Genomic DNA, 15,198 nt, shown 5'->3' on the forward strand with positions numbered 1-15,198 from the left:
TTTACTTATAATGCTTTTTACATTAAAATTAAGATTTTTATAACATCTCTCATTATTCTGAACCTTCTCGCAATCACTACAGGGCAAGTCTCATTGAGTCATCACTCTGATGCACAATCGTGATATAAAGCGTCATTACTTAATAAGGTATCTTACGCCAATTCTAGCCCTTCTCTCTTTCAGATTCAGGGAGCATAACTTCATGCTCTTTTCAAAAGAGAGTCATTGAGTTATTCAGGCAAGATTTAAACAGATGAACAATAACAATAATTTTACCTGTTTTTGCAAAATAAACTGTACCTTTCTAAATAGGGATATACTTTATAGGAGCAAGTGATAAAAGTATACGTCGTATTATTTCCTTATTCAAAGAAATCAAGATGCTTTACAAGATAGCCTTTGCCAACAGTTAAATCATACTGAACCATCTGTAAATCCTTTAAAGCTTGTAATTCCTCATCTTGCATACTCAAACTTGACTGCTTGAGATGAAGAGTCAATAAAGCCTGATAGGGCGTTACTTTCGAGCCCGTATGTTCTAACAATTGTGCAATAAAATCATTTGGACCGATGATAGGATAGCTTAATTTATGCTCTGGTTGGTCGTTGCTCCAGATAAAATAATCCGTCTGATATTGCGACTCAGGTTTAGATGAGAAAATTTCTTTTGGGTAAAGACCCGGTAGATGATCTCCATAAAAAACAACCGTAATCTTTTTCTCCACGGTAGACAATTTCTCTAAAAATTCTTGAGTTGCTTGGTCTGTGTGATAAAGTAAACGAGCATAATGTGTTAGATTAGAATCTTGTTCATCTGTAAAACCTTCACCAGTTGCTACAATGTGTTCTGGTTCTCCAAGCAACCATGGTGCATGATTCTGCATTGTAATTACTGAAAAAAATTGACTTTCTTGGTAATCAAGGTTATCCAAAATATTGCGATAAACAGTTTCATCACTAATTGAAACTCCAAGTGTCTTAGGGTTTGAAAAATTATACTCTGAACCCTCTTTCGCAAAAAACTTAGCAAACTTCAAGGACTTATAAATATTTTGGCGATTGTAATTAGCTGCTCCAGCAGGATGCATAGCGACACGCTGTTTTTCCGGATAAAACTGGCTAATAGAGGGTATATAAGACATTTTGGGGAATACCTCTGTATAGGCAATAGAAACTGAGGAGGAAAAATTTGAAAAAGGTAGACCTGTCAAACTTTGAAATTCCATGTTAGCAGTACCTCCTCCATAGAACTGAGTCTCCATAAGACCACTGCTTGTTGTTTGTTTTAATCTTGAAATATTTGATAGAACGGGTTCAGAGATGGTTACACCAGGAATATGGCTCGGATCCGATAAACTCTCACTCAAGATAAAAATTACTGTCCGATCAGTCAGCTGAGCAAATCTTTCTCTATTAATTTTTTCTGCTTCTGCTGTATAATGACTATGAATATCTTCTAAACGATCAGCAGTATAGCCATCTGGCTTTTCCATAATTGACTTTGTCAATTGTTTTGTCCATACAAAAGCTAAAGATTTGTAGCGAGCGTTCATTGTTAAACCAAGCCAATTAATATCAATTTCATTATTCAGTCTTGAGATTACAGGAATTTCTGGTATAATTTTGTTTTCCTCTTCTTGAGAAAATATAGAAAAAACTCCTGCAACAAAACCAACTAAACTTATCAGAAGAATAATGCGTTGAAAGAGGGAAGAGCACACTGCACCATAAAATAATCGACGTCTGAAAAATATATACAATACCAATAACAGAATGATTAACAGAAAAGTTTTGTAAATTAAGGTTTTATCTACAAAACTAAGTAATAGCCCCATTTCTTTAAGCCAAACAAAATCTGTAAGCAATAGTGGTTCATCTCTCATGCCAACTTTTAACTGATTGACCAGCACAATCAATACAGAAAAAATCCCTGTCACAAGTGTTGATAGAAGATACCGATTAAACAAAATATAAGTGATTAGGAAAAAAATAGCGAAAAATACTAACTGATAAGTAACAGCACCTGTAAAAATATACCGCCCTAGCAAACTTTCCTCAGATTTATAGCCACTCTGCAGGTGATAATTTACCCATAGTGCCATTAAAAAACTTGTTACTACCGCTCCTCCAAGAGAAGAACGATTATTAAATAATGCCTTTAATCCATTAAGACTAAGTACGCATAAGATCGTAATGAGACTAAAAAGGGATAGACTACTATAAAGGAACTGCGATAGGAACAGGGAAATCGATCCCTTCTCTAAAAATGGTAATAATTGGTTTTGATAAAGAGCTATAATCTTCGAATGGCTCATAATATCTAACCCTATAATTCCTGCTAACGCATAGGATAAAGGAATTGAAGGTAAGTGATGGTCGATAAGCTGATAAAATCTTAGCTTATTTAATTTAACAACACCAAATATCAGGAAAATTCCTAATGTAGGTAATCGATGAAATTCATAAAGTTCATTAGTGATAAAAAAATTTTCATTAAAATTTGGATTATTAATTTCCCCAGTCATCACCTGCATGTAAACGGCATAAAAGAAAATGGCATAAACTGCTAAAACAGCTAAGATATCCCGCCATGTTCGCCTTTCCCGGGTCACAATAAGTATTAGCAAGAATCCAATAGCATAAGCTGGAAGTAACCAAATAGCCTGATCGTTGGCACTTTCATATACTTCTCCTATTTGGTTCGCCAGCCCCCAGCAAATAACTGCTGACCACATAAGCAAAAGTCCAATAGCTAATAAAGCGAAGGAGCAGAAAATTTTCAATGTTGACTTTCGTTGGTAATGTCCTTCGTCTAATCTATGAAAACTAATTAAAGAAGCGATGATGAAACCTCCTCACAATATACTTCAAGGCTCGAGCTGGACCAACAATAAGATACTTAATCGCCCCTTTGATACCTCCCATAGCATCAAAATTAACATAATTATTCCCGGCTCGGTTTAAGAGCTTGTTATCCACAAATGGGGTAATCGGTACCGGACTTTGAGCAATCACAAAATCATACTGCCTATCCCAAGCAATATACACCAATAACCGCTCCATGGCATGCAAGACAGAATTTTGTGGCAATGGCTCGTCTGGAATATCGAGTCTAGCTAAATCTAACTCAAATAGTGGTTTCAAAGCATCATATTTGAACCAGACAAAAGTACCATAACTCATGACAAAGGTTGATAAGGCTTGAAACTGGATTGATTTTGTCATTCCCATTTCTTGCCACAACGCCATCATGTGTGGTGCAATCAGATGCTCATTCCAAGCATCAACAATCTTGTTGTAGCGGAAAAAACTCGGTATATCAGCAATTACCAAACCCAAATCAACCTGGGTCTCTAAAGCCGTCAGCAACTGATGAGCTGGTTTCACTAGCATCTCTATCAATTCGGTACGCCAGGACTGTCCTGCCCAAAAATCAGCTTCCTTGGATTTTTTCGTATGGAAATGCCCGACATAATCGTACCTTTCCAGCTCCTGATCAAGTTTAAGCAAAGGGATAATATCTCGGCCTTTATTTCCCGTCACAACCACTTGAGCCATTTGCTCATAGTTACTTAGAATTTTGGCAATAGCAGAGCTTTTCTCCGCTGTATCCGTTGTGATAAAAAGGTCGTAGCTAAAGGCATAGGTCTCAAATACCCTTAAAAACTCCTCCAGTAAATCCACATAAAACACATGCAGATGGATAGCCACTCTACCCTTAATCGGTTGAGCAGGCATTGTTTGCATATACTTTTGCCCAAGCAGATAAGGCAAATCTGGCAGGTCAATAGAGGACATATGATGAACCATGAGTGAGACAGGATAGCTGGTCTGCTGCTTCACTAGCTGAAAGAGGTAGGCAGCGATATGCTGGTTGCCAGATAGAGCCTTGACTTTTAGAAAAGGAACCCCTTGTTGTAAAATTGCTGTAGGGTGGTAATAACTGAAATCTGGGTGCAACAGCCCACTCGCATCTGCTGTGGTCGTATCAAAAACGGCTTGATAAGCAAAACCTGCCGCTTGTAAGGTCGTTGTCACTTGCGTTTCATAACGGTCAATCACTTGTTGAACATCCTTAAACTCCTCAACGCCCTGCCAGAACTGCTGAAAGGCTACGGAACTGACAACAGCTTGCTTAAAAACAAGGAAATAACTTTGTAGGTGCTCTGGAAAGTGTTGACCCGCCCGGTGATTGGTCATACCCCAAAAATCGACCTGACCATCCGCCTCAAATCGCCCATAAATCGGAGCCAACTCCCAAAGTGGGCCAAAGCAGGTGTCATTCATCAAGGTCACACTGTCATAAGCAGTCAGTTGTTCAAAGCCGACATGAGCCATCCCATCTCGCCAAGCTGCAAAATCAAAGCCGACATTCCCTCTCTGTAGGATATTATCAACAAGTCCAAGGTGTTGTAACTCCTCTTTTTTATCTGCGGTTAGATCACTATTAGAGATAAACATCACCTTGGTAAAAAGTGGGCGTAATTTTTCAAGCTGATACAGGACATGCGAGCTGACCTGATTAAATTTATTAAAATGCACATACAACAGTAGGCGATTCATTTGTTTCTCCTAAAGAAATTGATAAGCTTTGTTGGAATTCTCCAGCGTCTCGAACCGATAACCGCATGGTAGTCTTTAAACAAGTCCTGATAATCGCAGTCGAGTTGAGTGAATGCTTCTTGCCAGTTATCAGTCTTCTCTGTCAAAAGCTCACGTTCTATCTCTAAGTCATGAACACGCTCTTGCAGCGCCTTTATTTCTGTGACAAGTTGAGCAATGCGATCTTCTTGCTTCATACCATGTTCAGCTTGAAGTCTAGCGATTTCTAAAAGATTGATCTGCGGATACTTTGATAAATAAGCATATTGGGTATCTAAAATACCTGCCAAACGCTCTAATAACTTACTTTTATTTGTCGTCCGCGAATCAGATTCACTGACCATACGATAAACAGTTGTTGACTCTGGCAAGAAAGCCAGTTCCGTCCGCTGAAAAAGCTCCAACTGTAGGTTAAAGGTGTCGTCCGTTGCGTCATCAGGGAGCTCAGCGTTAACTTCCAGCATCAGATCTCTCGCCACCAGCCAAGTGGAAGACATGGTCATGCCTTTGAGCGCCAGCATTTTTTCATAAGAATCCATAAAAGGAATAATCCCATTTTGCAGGGCTTTTTCCTGAAATACCTGTCCTTGACTATCCACTAAATCAAAATCAGTGTTTGACCAGCGCGCTGTCGGATGATTGGTCAAGAGGTTAACCTGTTTTTGTAACTTATGACTATCTGTCCAAAAATCATCTCCGTCACATCTAGCAATATAGTCTCCATGGGCTTCTTGGCAGATAAGCTTCCACGTTTTGGCGATTCCTTGATTTGTGGGATTGAAAAAGGCGCGGATTTTATCAGGAAATTTTGCCTGATAGTCCCGAATCAGCTGAGGAGAATGATCCGTCGAGGCGTCATCTACCACGATAATTTCATAGGCAAAGCTCGTTTCTTGCTTGAGAATGCTCTCTAGTGCTTCCCCAATCCAATTCCCCTTGTTGTAATTGGTACAAATTACAGATACCTTAACCATGGGTTTACTCCTTTTAGTTGTCGCTTTTTCCAAACAACCACTGACCATTACGCTGATAGAGCCCTGACGCCGAATCTAAAGCTGATTGGTCATCCGCAGCAATATCCTGTCGCTTCATGATGAGGGTATGGGTGTTTTCCGCTGATGAATAGGCGAGCAATTGCCCCTGGGCATCTCTCACCGTCACTTCCAAGTGCATGTTAGCATCATTTAGCTGAGATAAGTGACAGGTATAGGTTACAACCTTTTTACCCTTACCAATCTGCATTTTGTCCATCGAATTATCGTTATAAATCCAAATGTGGCGGTCAATATCCGTCAATGAAATAGCGATATAGGTCGCTATCTCTTCTTTCACCTCATAGGACACCTCAAATGAAATGGGTTCAGCTGGTGTCAATTGTTCTGGAGACAAGAGCTTAACGGTCAGATCCGTTACGACGTGTTGCATTGCCTCTTTTTGAATCACTTCAGTTTCTGTCAAAGTTGATTCGGCAGCTGTATTATCCACACTGTACTGATTAGCCACATCAAACGGATCGCCGTAGGCCTTGACCAGACCATTTTCGACTAAGACCGCTCGGTTGCAGTATTTCTTGACCGCACCCATATCGTGGGTGACGAGAATGGTCGTCTTTCCACTATTCTTACGCTCAAGGAAATAATCGTTACACTTGCGCTGAAAGGCCTCATCTCCGACCGCAAGAACCTCATCAAGAATCAGAATATCACCTTGCGCCTTGATGGCAACGGAAAAAGCCAAGCGTACCTGCATGCCGCTCGAATAGTTCTTGAGTTTCTGGTTCATAAACTCTCGGAGCTCAGCAAAATCAACGATGTCATCATACATGGCGTCAATCTGTTCGGTCGTAAAACCCAACATGGCACCATTCATATAGACATTTTCCCGACCTGTCAACTCTGGGTTGAACCCAACCCCTAGCTCGATAAAGGAGACGAGCTTGCCATCAACCGTCACCGTGCCCTGCTCAGGCACGTAAATCTGAGAAATAATCTTGAGCAAGGTTGACTTGCCTGAGCCATTTCGTCCGACAATGCCAAAGAAATCGCCTTCTTTGACCTCAAAGTTGATGTCTCTGAGGACATGCTGCTCCTTGTAACCTTTGATGCCTTTAAAACGGTTGACCAGAGCTGTCCGTAAACTTCTGGTCTCCTCGGTCGGCAGTCTAAAAAATTTGCTGACGTGGTCTACTTTGACCACTGTTTTTCTATCTGTCATTACAAAATCTCCGCAAAACGCTTGGCTTCTTTTTTGAAAATAGCAGAGCCTACCACTAGAACAAGGACTGGCAAGAGATAAGACACCAAACCCAACCATGACCCATCATAGAGTTGCCAGCCACGAAAAGAGCCACTATAAACAATAAAATGCCTAATGTCCTGAATAATCTGAGCCATAGGATTGAGCATCATGACTTTTGCCATGAGTGGTGTCCACGGATTCTCACGCTGTAAAAAGAAATTAAGCGAGTAAATCACTGGTGTAGCATACATGCCCGCCTGCATGATGACTTCCCAAACCGGTCCAATATCACGGTACTTGACAAAGAGACTAGACAACATCAAGGCTAATCCTATGGCTAGAACAAACAATTCAAGAAAGAGAGGCACCAAGACCAGAACAGACCAGCTAAGTGTAACTCCATTGAGTAGAGCAAAGACCAAAACAACAAGCAAGTTGATGCTGTAGTTAATAGCTGCCCCGACCACTGCTGATAAGACGATAATTTCTTTAGGAAAATTGAGCTTGCGCAACAAATCCCCCCGTGACACAATAGACATCATGCCCATATTGGTCGCTTCCGCAAAGAAATTCCACGTCACCATGCCAAACAAGACGCCAATAGCATTATGTGGTGTCCCATCATCCAACCGTAAAAAGCGGATAAAGACCACATACATGATAGAAAAAAGCATCATCGGCTTCAAAATTGACCACAAATGCCCAATCACACTCCCTTGATAACGGAGCTTAAAGTCTGTTTTAACCATTTCCCGCAAGAGGATACGGTGTTCTTTGCTAAATAGATTCATCTCTTTTCTCACTTAAATAACCAAACTTGGTTAAGATTAGGGTCGTAAAGACCAGGGTATGAAACCAGCGGTTCTTGGCAAAACCATAACGCCACAAGGTCGCCCAGCGTTGCCTCAAAGGCTGGTTCATCAGTCCAACATAGGCTTCAACCATTGCTTTTTTGTCTTGGGGCAATGGCAGAGCTAGGAGTTTAGTCGCTTGTGCTTGACTGCTTTCGATGAGCCACCAGTATTTGGCCACTAAAACCTGTGGTCTTAGCCAATTTTTCATGCGCTTGCGCCAGGTTCTCGCCCCAAGGACATTGCTGTCGTGCTGACGATAGAGCTGAGTAGCATGGTCAACATAGACCAGCTTGCCCATGCTGCTAGCTACTAGAGCCAGATACCAGTCGTGCATGATCAGGTCATCAGCTGTTTGCCAGAGCTCCGCCAAAGCATGGTTAATCATCATCGTGCCGCCAGTCACCGTGTTCTCCGTCAACTCCTGATGGAGTTCGGTGTTAGCATGATGAGACTGAGTGGCAATCATGCTCTCATGAAGAACCCTTAATTCCTGATTGACAACCTTGAGGTCTGTGTAGGCTAAGAGCGGTTTAGTCATGTCCTCTTGTTTCGCCTGTGACAGAGTCACTCCCAGCTTATCGGGCAACCAAACATCGTCCTGATCGCTGAAAAAATAAACATCCGCAGGCTCATGCTTCACCAAGCTGTAGAAGCTTTTAATAACACCCAGATTACGCTCTTCATCTGGATTGACCCAGCGGATGCGACTGTCCTTAGCAACAAATGCTGCTATCACGATTCTCGTGTCATCGCTAGAACCATCATCTCGGATGAGAAGCTGCCAGTCAGCATAAGTCTGCGCTTGAATGCTCTCGATTTGCTGGGCTAAAAAACGTGCCCCGTTGTAGGTTGATAAGAGAATATTAACCTTCATTTAAAAACAAATCCTCATACTCTCCAACAATTTTTTCCCAAGTGTACTGGTCACGGATAATGCCCTTAGCCATCTGTCCCAGAACTGTAAAATCAGTCTGACTATCCACGTCGTCAATCAGACTAGCTAGGTTGCCCTCTTGCTTGGTCCAGTAATAGCTATTTTGTCCTGCCACCGTGCGGTTGAAGGACACATCTAACACCAAGTTTAGATCAGTCTGTGCTAAGGCTTCTAGCAGACTAGGATTGGTTCCTCCGACCTCATGACCATGGATATAGGCAAAGGCCTGCTGGCGGATATAAGCCACAAGAGGCTTGTCATAAACTGTCCCGACAAACTTGATCCGAGAATCACGGTCAAATCCTGTCGCCTGCTTCAACCGTTCAAAATAAGCACTGCCCTCTTGGTTACAAATAATGACCAAATCTCTCTGGGTACGACTTTCCATAAACTCGCGAATAATGGTTTCGTAGTTATTTTCAGGGACAAAACGCCCCAAGATCAGGTAGTAATTTTTTTCTCTCAAGTTATGCTGGTCAAAGTAAGCCCGCACCTGCGCATCTGTCGGCGTCAGAGGGGTTGGTTCCACTGTCGTGCCATAGGCGATGCAAGTCGTCTTAGCTTTGGGATAGGCTTGCTTAATGTAATCTTCTATACCGATATTGTCAGCGATAACTAGGTCAGCCGTCTGGCACATGAACCGCTCAGCCAGTTTCAGGTAGGCACGAACAGGACGCGGCCACTTAGTGCGTCGCCATTCCAGACCGTCAGGGTTGATGTAAAACACTCCCCCTACTGACCAAATCTGACGAGCAAAGAGAGGCATGATGCCACCTATGGTATTACCCAAAAGGTAAAAAATCGGACGCTCCCAGCCTTTTGTTTTGACTAGTTTTAGGGCGTATCGGACCGCCATCAAGTCATAAGCCATGACACGTGCTGCTCCCAGTTGAGGTGGGTTGATGGTAAAGCAGTCTGCCCCTCGGTAGAAGAAATGGGTGCCATGATCGCTATCAGACAGACAGGCGACATGATAGGTCACGTTTTTTGATTGCTGGTGAGTGACCAATTCCTCAACAAAGGTCTCAAAGCCACCATACTTAGCCGGCAATCCTCTGCTGCCGATGATAAACACATGACGCATCCGCTTCTCCTTTCTTTGTTGATTAAGCAGAATATCACTCTATTATACCATAACATTAAGCCATGGAACAAGTTAAAAAGTTATCACGATAAAAACTGAACAAACAGATAAAAGTCACTGTCTTTTTCGGTCATAACCTCCTAAAATATGGTACAATAGGGTCATTATATCTATGGAGGAAAATGTGCCAAAACGAATCAATCGCGTCAGGAGACGACGACAAGTTACTCTTAACATCACCTTACTAAGCCTGTTGCTTGTCAGCTCACTTACCCTTTACAATGTCGTTCGTCAAATAGAGAACGGGCAAACCCCCAGTGTCAAAACCCTCTGGCAAATCAAGTTACAAGACCCAAAACCTACTTTTGCAGTTGGGCAACAGGTTATTCTCCTTAAATCAGCCAGCAAAAACACCGACGGCACTCCCTTAGATACCCTGAAAAATAACATAGCGCAGGTCATTTCCAGTAAAAAAGTAACGATTGATGGGAATAACCTGATTGTCTATGATTTGAGCTATAACCAAGGCAAGATGATGAGCGGGGTCGCCGAAACTCAATTACGTGCCATTGATACCGCCTATCGTCTCGGTGAGACAGTGACTATTGCCAATCATCCAGAAGACGGTGAAAAGGAAGACGGACAAGTCAACGGTATCCAACTCAAAGAGATTGATGGCAAGGTGCAATACCGCTATGATGCCACTTTCCCAAACCTCGGTCAGCTAACTGACCTTGCTGAAGAAGATTTCGTTTGGGTGACCACCTTAGGGTTTCGTGAGGATAACACAGCCACTGAAAACAACAAAATTCTACAAGAGGCTTTGAATACTGCCCAAACAAAATCAAGCTCACGTTTGCTCTTTCCTCCTGGTCGCTTCGCCATTGGAAGCCAAACCCCTGAGACAGATTATATTACTTTGACCTCAAATGTAGAGCTCCGTGGTCAGGACACAACCTTAGTTGTTGACGGCTCAGCACGCTGGTTCGGGCTGACAACAGGCCCTGAAGCAACCGATGGGCTCTCACATTTTACCATTCAGGGGCTAACAGTCGAAGCCAAAGATTTAACACAGGGCAATCAGTTTATCCTCATGGCCAATCATGGCTACGATTGGCAGATTTTTAATAACCGCTTCACCATGGTACAGCAACTATCCAGCCATATTTTTGATCTCGGTGGGGTACAACAGGCCGTCTTTTCGGACAATGTGTTTGAAGGCTACGCTCCCGAACTAACAGCTGTCACAGAAATTGGCAACCGTAGCATCCATAATTTTATTGCAGAAGCTATCCAGCTAGACGCATCATCAAACAATGGCGAATGGGATGGTGGGATGCTAAAAGCTATCGACCCAAATTATCAGCTCAACAACCCTAACCAACTGGTGAGTAACCACATTACAATTCAAAACAATCACTTCCTGCCCTATATCGGTTCAGACGGTCAGATTATTGCCTACGGCGGGAGCGTCGGTCAACATTCGTCAGAGGTTGGTCAGGTAACCATTACAGATAATACCTTCACCTCAACCTTATCCCGACGGTTCATCACAAGTGTCCTCGAGGGCAATCGTTGGGTCTTTGAGCCCATCCATCTCCAGTCCAATGCTGATAATCTCATCTACGCCAATGTCTTTAACTAATCAGACCACAAAGATGGACTAACCACAGATGAACAATCATAATCGTAGCAGAAAATTGTCTGCGATGATTTTTTGTGCTAAAGTAGATTTATTAGTAAAGTAAGGAGACGTTCTCATGGTAAAAGAATATGATTACATCGTGATTGGAGCAGGTAGTGGTGGTATCGCTTCTGCCAATCGTGCTGCAATGCACGGTGCCAAGGTTGTCCTATTTGAAGCAAAAGATATTGGTGGCACCTGTGTCAACCTAGGCTGTGTCCCTAAAAAAGTCATGTGGTATGGGGCTCAGGTGGCCGAAGCCATCAACCACTACGCTGCCGATTACGGTTTCGATGTGACGACCAACAACTTTGATTTTGGGACGCTAAAAGCTAACCGCCAGGCCTACATTGACCGTATCCATGTGTCTTACGATCGTGGGTTTGACAACAACGGTGTTGAGTTAGTTCAGGCCTACGCTAAATTTATTGATGCCCATACGGTTGAAGCCAACGGTGAGCGCTACACTGCTCCCCATATCCTAATTGCAACTGGTGGTCATGCGGTCGTTCCTGATCTACCAGGAGCAGAGTATGGCATCACCTCTGATGGCTTCTTTGAGCTAGATGCCGTGCCTAAACGAGTAGCAGTTGTTGGCGCAGGCTACATCGCCGTTGAAGTGGCTGGTGTCCTCCACGCCCTAGGGGCAGAGACCCATCTCTTCGTCCGCCAGCACGCGCCATTGCGGAACTTTGATAACTTTATCATCGACGGTCTAGTCGAGGAAATGGCTAAAAACGGTCCGAGCCTCCATATTTTTTCTGTGCCTAAAGAGGTGGTCAAAAACGCCGACGGTAGCCTGACACTTTTTTTGGAAAATGGGCAGAGCTACACTGTCGATACCCTCATCTGGGCTATCGGTCGCAAACCAAACATCTCAGGATTCAATCTGGAGGCCACTGGCGTAGCCCTCAACAATCGTGGTTATATTGCGACTAACGAGTTTGAGGAGACCAACATTGACGGCATCTACGCTCTAGGCGACGTCAATGGTAAAATCGAGCTGACACCAGTTGCCGTGGCTGCAGGTCGTCGTTTGTCTGAGCGCCTCTTTAACGGTCAAACAGGATTGAAGCTAGATTACACCAACGTTGCCACTGTCGTCTTTAGCCACCCAGCTATCGGCACTGTCGGCTTAACTGAGGAAGAAGCTAAGAACACCTACGGAGAAGACCAGATTAAGGTCTATACCTCAACCTTCACCTCCATGTATACCGCTGTCGCCAGCCATCGTCAAATTTGCAAGATGAAGCTGGTTGTGGCAGGTGACAAGGAGAAAGTTGTCGGTCTTCACGGTATCGGCTATGGGGTCGATGAGATGATTCAAGGCTTCGCCGTGGCGATTAAGATGGGAGCAACCAAGGCAGACTTTGACAACACTGTTGCTATCCACCCAACTGGTGCAGAAGAATTTGTCACCATGCGTTAAATATCCCAAGAACGATCAACAAAAAATGAACCTAAATCACCTGTAGGTTCATTTTTATCATTGCGCTATAATTTTATCCCCAGAGCAATACGTGCGTAACGGCTCATGCGCTGAGGTGACCAGGCGGGGTACCAGACCAGCTTGACCTCGGATGAGGTCACCTCTGGTATGGTTTTCAACACATCATACATCTGGTCTGTAATCAAATCAGCTAAAGGACAACCCATGGTCGTCAAGCTGATATCAATTTCTGCTCGGCCATTTTGCTCAAAGCGAATCTCATAAACCAGTCCTAAATTGACAATATCAATGCCTAATTCAGGGTCGATCACCTCTTCTAAAGCCTGCAAAATGCGGGTTTTGATGTCTTCAATCTCTTGGTCGGTGTAAGCCATTTCCTCTTCCTCTTCTAATGTGTCTTAACCATTTCCTCAGCTAACAAAGGCTCCCCTATTGTCAGTATTTTTTGTTTGCCACTCAATGTAAAGCCTTGATTATTGTAAAAATCAACAGCTCGGCGATTGTCAGCCAAAACCCCAAAAAAAATTTTTGAACAGTTTGACAAGCGCTTTATCCCTGCCTCTAGCAATAAGGCTCCTATCCCCTGTTTCTGGTGTGAAGCTAGAACGCCAATCGCTGAAATCTCACCCTCGTCAGCCGAAACTTGACGACAAGTCATAAAACCGATAGGCTCCTGATTCAGCCAGGCCAAAAAAGTAGCTTCAGTGTCTAATCTATCCTTCGTGCGCTCCATGAGCTGGGGCAAACTAAGGGAGTTTAAATAGTCATCACCAACCAAACCTTGATAGGTCTCTTGAAAAATTGCTAATTGGATAGTAACTTTCTGAGGAATGTCAGACACAGACATAGGGCGTATGCTTATCATTATATCTTCTCCTAAAAAACAGGCACAAAAAGAATAAATTAAGGTCTTAGGCTGTCTTCGATTCGCTCAGCAGTACAAGGGTTTTCTGACATGAACCGCACTTTCGTCAGACGAAATTGAACGCTAAAGTATTGCAAATTCTACCTTTGGTTCGCTACCAACCTTCTAAGCTCATCGCTCAGAAGGTCCTCTGGAATAATGACATCGTTCTACACCATGACTATCATCAGCTAAACAGGCTTACCTCAAATAACATGACGCAGTAGTTGGCTGGACATTCTACGCCCTACAGGCTATGAAAATCCTAGCCAACCTTGCGGAGGTGAAACAACGACATCGAGCCCTTGGGCTACCGATGTCTGTTTCACTCTCACTCATCAATAAAGTCTTTGAGTTGCTTGCTACGGGACGGATGGCGGAGTTTGCGTAGCGCTTTTGCCTCAATTTGACGAATGCGCTCACGGGTCACGTTAAAGACCTTACCTACATCTTCGAGCGTGCGCATCTTGCCATCGTCCAGCCCAAAGCGTAAACGTAGCACGTTTTCCTCGCGGTCAGTCAGGGTATCTAGGACTTCGTCCAATTGCTCGCGCAGCACCACGCGCGTGGTGTAGTCAACAGGGTTCTCAATCACTTCATCTTCGATGAAATCGCCCAGATGGCTGTCATCTTCTTCGCCGATTGGAGTTTCAAGAGACACAGGTTCTTGAGCAATTTTCAAAATCTCACGCACCTTATCAGGAGTCATGTCCATCCGCTCTGCGATCTGCTCAGGTGTCGGTTCTGTTCCCAGTTCTTGCAAGAGATTGCGTTGCTCCCTGACCAGCTTGTTGATGGTTTCAACCATGTGAACAGGAATCCGAATGGTTCTAGCCTGATCGGCAATGGCACGGGTAATGGCCTGACGAATCCACCAAGTGGCATAGGTTGAAAATTTGAAGCCTTTGGCATAGTCAAACTTATCAACAGCCTTCATGAGCCCCATATTGCCCTCTTGGATCAGGTCAAGGAACTGCATACCCCGACCAACATAGCGCTTGGCGATGGACACCACCAGACGCAAGTTTGCTTCTGCCAGACGTTGCTTGGCTTCGACATTGCCTTCCGCAACCAGGAGAGCCAGTTCTTTTTCTTCCTCGTTAGACAAGAGCGGCACGACACCGATTTCCTTGAGGTACATGCGGACAGGGTCATTGACCTTGGCAGAATTACTACCAAGCAATTCTTCGTCGCTCAATTCTTCAGGTTTGATTTCTTCAATTTGGTAGGTAGTTGACGGATTGCCTTCCTTATCGGTGATCGCAAGACCACCGTCAGTCAGTCTTGTCAAGAGGTCATCAATCTGATCCGCATCCAAGCTAAAGGGAATCACGAGCTGCTCAGTGACCACATCGTCTACAGCTGTCCCTGCTGCCTTATGTTTACGAATAAATTCTGCAACTTGAACGTTAAAGGTTGAAATGTCTTGTTGTTTTGTCATACAAACT

12 protein-coding genes are annotated in these 15,198 nt (G+C 43.6%); 2 read left to right on the forward strand and 10 right to left on the reverse strand.

Annotated features, from left to right (window positions below; all coding sequences use genetic code 11):
* Positions 1–362: 362 nt before the first annotated feature.
* The 7 genes from ACERC7_RS03260 to cps2T form a co-directional block, all read right to left on the reverse strand.
* Positions 363–2,735: an LTA synthase family protein gene (locus tag ACERC7_RS03260; RefSeq protein WP_373666126.1), complete on the reverse strand. Its 2,373-nt coding sequence runs from the start codon at positions 2,733–2,735 to the stop codon at positions 363–365.
* Positions 2,736–2,826: 91 nt separating this feature from the next.
* On the reverse strand, positions 2,827–4,563 hold the full coding sequence (locus ACERC7_RS03265; protein WP_373666127.1) for a rhamnan synthesis F family protein: 1,737 nt from the start codon (positions 4,561–4,563) through the stop codon (positions 2,827–2,829).
* Positions 4,560–5,576, reverse strand: coding sequence for a glycosyltransferase family 2 protein (locus tag ACERC7_RS03270; RefSeq protein ID WP_373666128.1), 1,017 nt, complete (start codon positions 5,574–5,576; stop codon positions 4,560–4,562). Before ACERC7_RS03270 ends, ACERC7_RS03265 begins: the two co-directional genes overlap by 4 nt.
* Positions 5,577–5,589: 13 nt before the next feature.
* The gene (locus tag ACERC7_RS03275; protein WP_373666129.1) at positions 5,590–6,816 is read right to left on the reverse strand and encodes an ABC transporter ATP-binding protein; all 1,227 of its coding nucleotides are present in this window, start codon (positions 6,814–6,816) and stop codon (positions 5,590–5,592) included.
* On the reverse strand, positions 6,816–7,631 hold the full coding sequence (locus ACERC7_RS03280) for an ABC transporter permease (RefSeq protein WP_373666130.1): 816 nt from the start codon (positions 7,629–7,631) through the stop codon (positions 6,816–6,818). The genes ACERC7_RS03275 and ACERC7_RS03280 overlap by 1 nt, the downstream gene beginning before the upstream one ends.
* Positions 7,618–8,568, reverse strand: a complete 951-nt coding sequence (locus tag ACERC7_RS03285; RefSeq protein ID WP_373666131.1) for a glycosyltransferase family 2 protein — start codon at positions 8,566–8,568, stop codon at positions 7,618–7,620. The genes ACERC7_RS03280 and ACERC7_RS03285 overlap by 14 nt, the downstream gene beginning before the upstream one ends.
* Positions 8,558–9,712, reverse strand: coding sequence for a beta 1-4 rhamnosyltransferase Cps2T (gene cps2T / locus ACERC7_RS03290; RefSeq protein ID WP_373666132.1), 1,155 nt, complete (start codon positions 9,710–9,712; stop codon positions 8,558–8,560). Before cps2T ends, ACERC7_RS03285 begins: the two co-directional genes overlap by 11 nt.
* A 184-nt stretch (positions 9,713–9,896) precedes the next feature.
* Between cps2T and ACERC7_RS03295 the strand changes: the two genes are divergently transcribed.
* Positions 9,897–11,357: an HlyD family secretion protein gene (locus tag ACERC7_RS03295; RefSeq protein ID WP_373666133.1), complete on the forward strand. Its 1,461-nt coding sequence runs from the start codon at positions 9,897–9,899 to the stop codon at positions 11,355–11,357.
* Between the two features lie 115 nt (positions 11,358–11,472).
* The gene (gene gorA / locus ACERC7_RS03300; RefSeq protein WP_373666134.1) at positions 11,473–12,825 is read left to right on the forward strand and encodes a glutathione-disulfide reductase; all 1,353 of its coding nucleotides are present in this window, start codon (positions 11,473–11,475) and stop codon (positions 12,823–12,825) included.
* A 65-nt stretch (positions 12,826–12,890) separates the two neighbouring features.
* Here gorA and ACERC7_RS03305 read toward each other — a convergent pair whose 3' ends face one another.
* From ACERC7_RS03305 to rpoD, 3 genes are all read right to left on the reverse strand, one after another.
* On the reverse strand, positions 12,891–13,220 hold the full coding sequence (locus ACERC7_RS03305; protein WP_373666135.1) for a metal-sulfur cluster assembly factor: 330 nt from the start codon (positions 13,218–13,220) through the stop codon (positions 12,891–12,893).
* 14 nt (positions 13,221–13,234) lie between these two features.
* The gene (locus ACERC7_RS03310) at positions 13,235–13,711 is read right to left on the reverse strand and encodes a GNAT family N-acetyltransferase (protein WP_373666136.1); all 477 of its coding nucleotides are present in this window, start codon (positions 13,709–13,711) and stop codon (positions 13,235–13,237) included.
* A gap of 370 nt (positions 13,712–14,081) precedes the next feature.
* Positions 14,082–15,191 carry an RNA polymerase sigma factor RpoD gene (gene rpoD / locus ACERC7_RS03315; RefSeq protein WP_373658753.1) on the reverse strand — a complete coding sequence of 370 codons (1,110 nt, stop codon included), beginning with the start codon at positions 15,189–15,191 and terminating at the stop codon, positions 14,082–14,084.
* Positions 15,192–15,198 lie beyond the last annotated feature (7 nt).

This window comes from Streptococcus sp. E17BB (assembly GCF_041807725.1).
GTDB classification, from domain to species: domain Bacteria; phylum Bacillota; class Bacilli; order Lactobacillales; family Streptococcaceae; genus Streptococcus; species Streptococcus entericus.

Coding starts and splice junctions, on each gene's coding strand:
- ACERC7_RS03260 (WP_373666126.1), bottom strand. CDS start 2,735: ATGTGGTCAGCAGTTATTTGCTGGGGGCTGGCGAACCAAATAGGAGAA.
- ACERC7_RS03265 (WP_373666127.1), bottom strand. CDS start 4,563: ATGAATCGCCTACTGTTGTATGTGCATTTTAATAAATTTAATCAGGTC.
- ACERC7_RS03270 (WP_373666128.1), bottom strand. CDS start 5,576: ATGGTTAAGGTATCTGTAATTTGTACCAATTACAACAAGGGGAATTGG.
- ACERC7_RS03275 (WP_373666129.1), bottom strand. CDS start 6,816: ATGACAGATAGAAAAACAGTGGTCAAAGTAGACCACGTCAGCAAATTT.
- ACERC7_RS03280 (WP_373666130.1), bottom strand. CDS start 7,631: ATGAATCTATTTAGCAAAGAACACCGTATCCTCTTGCGGGAAATGGTT.
- ACERC7_RS03285 (WP_373666131.1), bottom strand. CDS start 8,568: ATGAAGGTTAATATTCTCTTATCAACCTACAACGGGGCACGTTTTTTA.
- cps2T (WP_373666132.1), bottom strand. CDS start 9,712: ATGCGTCATGTGTTTATCATCGGCAGCAGAGGATTGCCGGCTAAGTAT.
- gorA (WP_373666134.1), top strand. CDS start 11,473: ATGGTAAAAGAATATGATTACATCGTGATTGGAGCAGGTAGTGGTGGT.
- ACERC7_RS03305 (WP_373666135.1), bottom strand. CDS start 13,220: ATGGCTTACACCGACCAAGAGATTGAAGACATCAAAACCCGCATTTTG.
- ACERC7_RS03310 (WP_373666136.1), bottom strand. CDS start 13,711: ATGATAAGCATACGCCCTATGTCTGTGTCTGACATTCCTCAGAAAGTT.
- rpoD (WP_373658753.1), bottom strand. CDS start 15,191: ATGACAAAACAACAAGACATTTCAACCTTTAACGTTCAAGTTGCAGAA.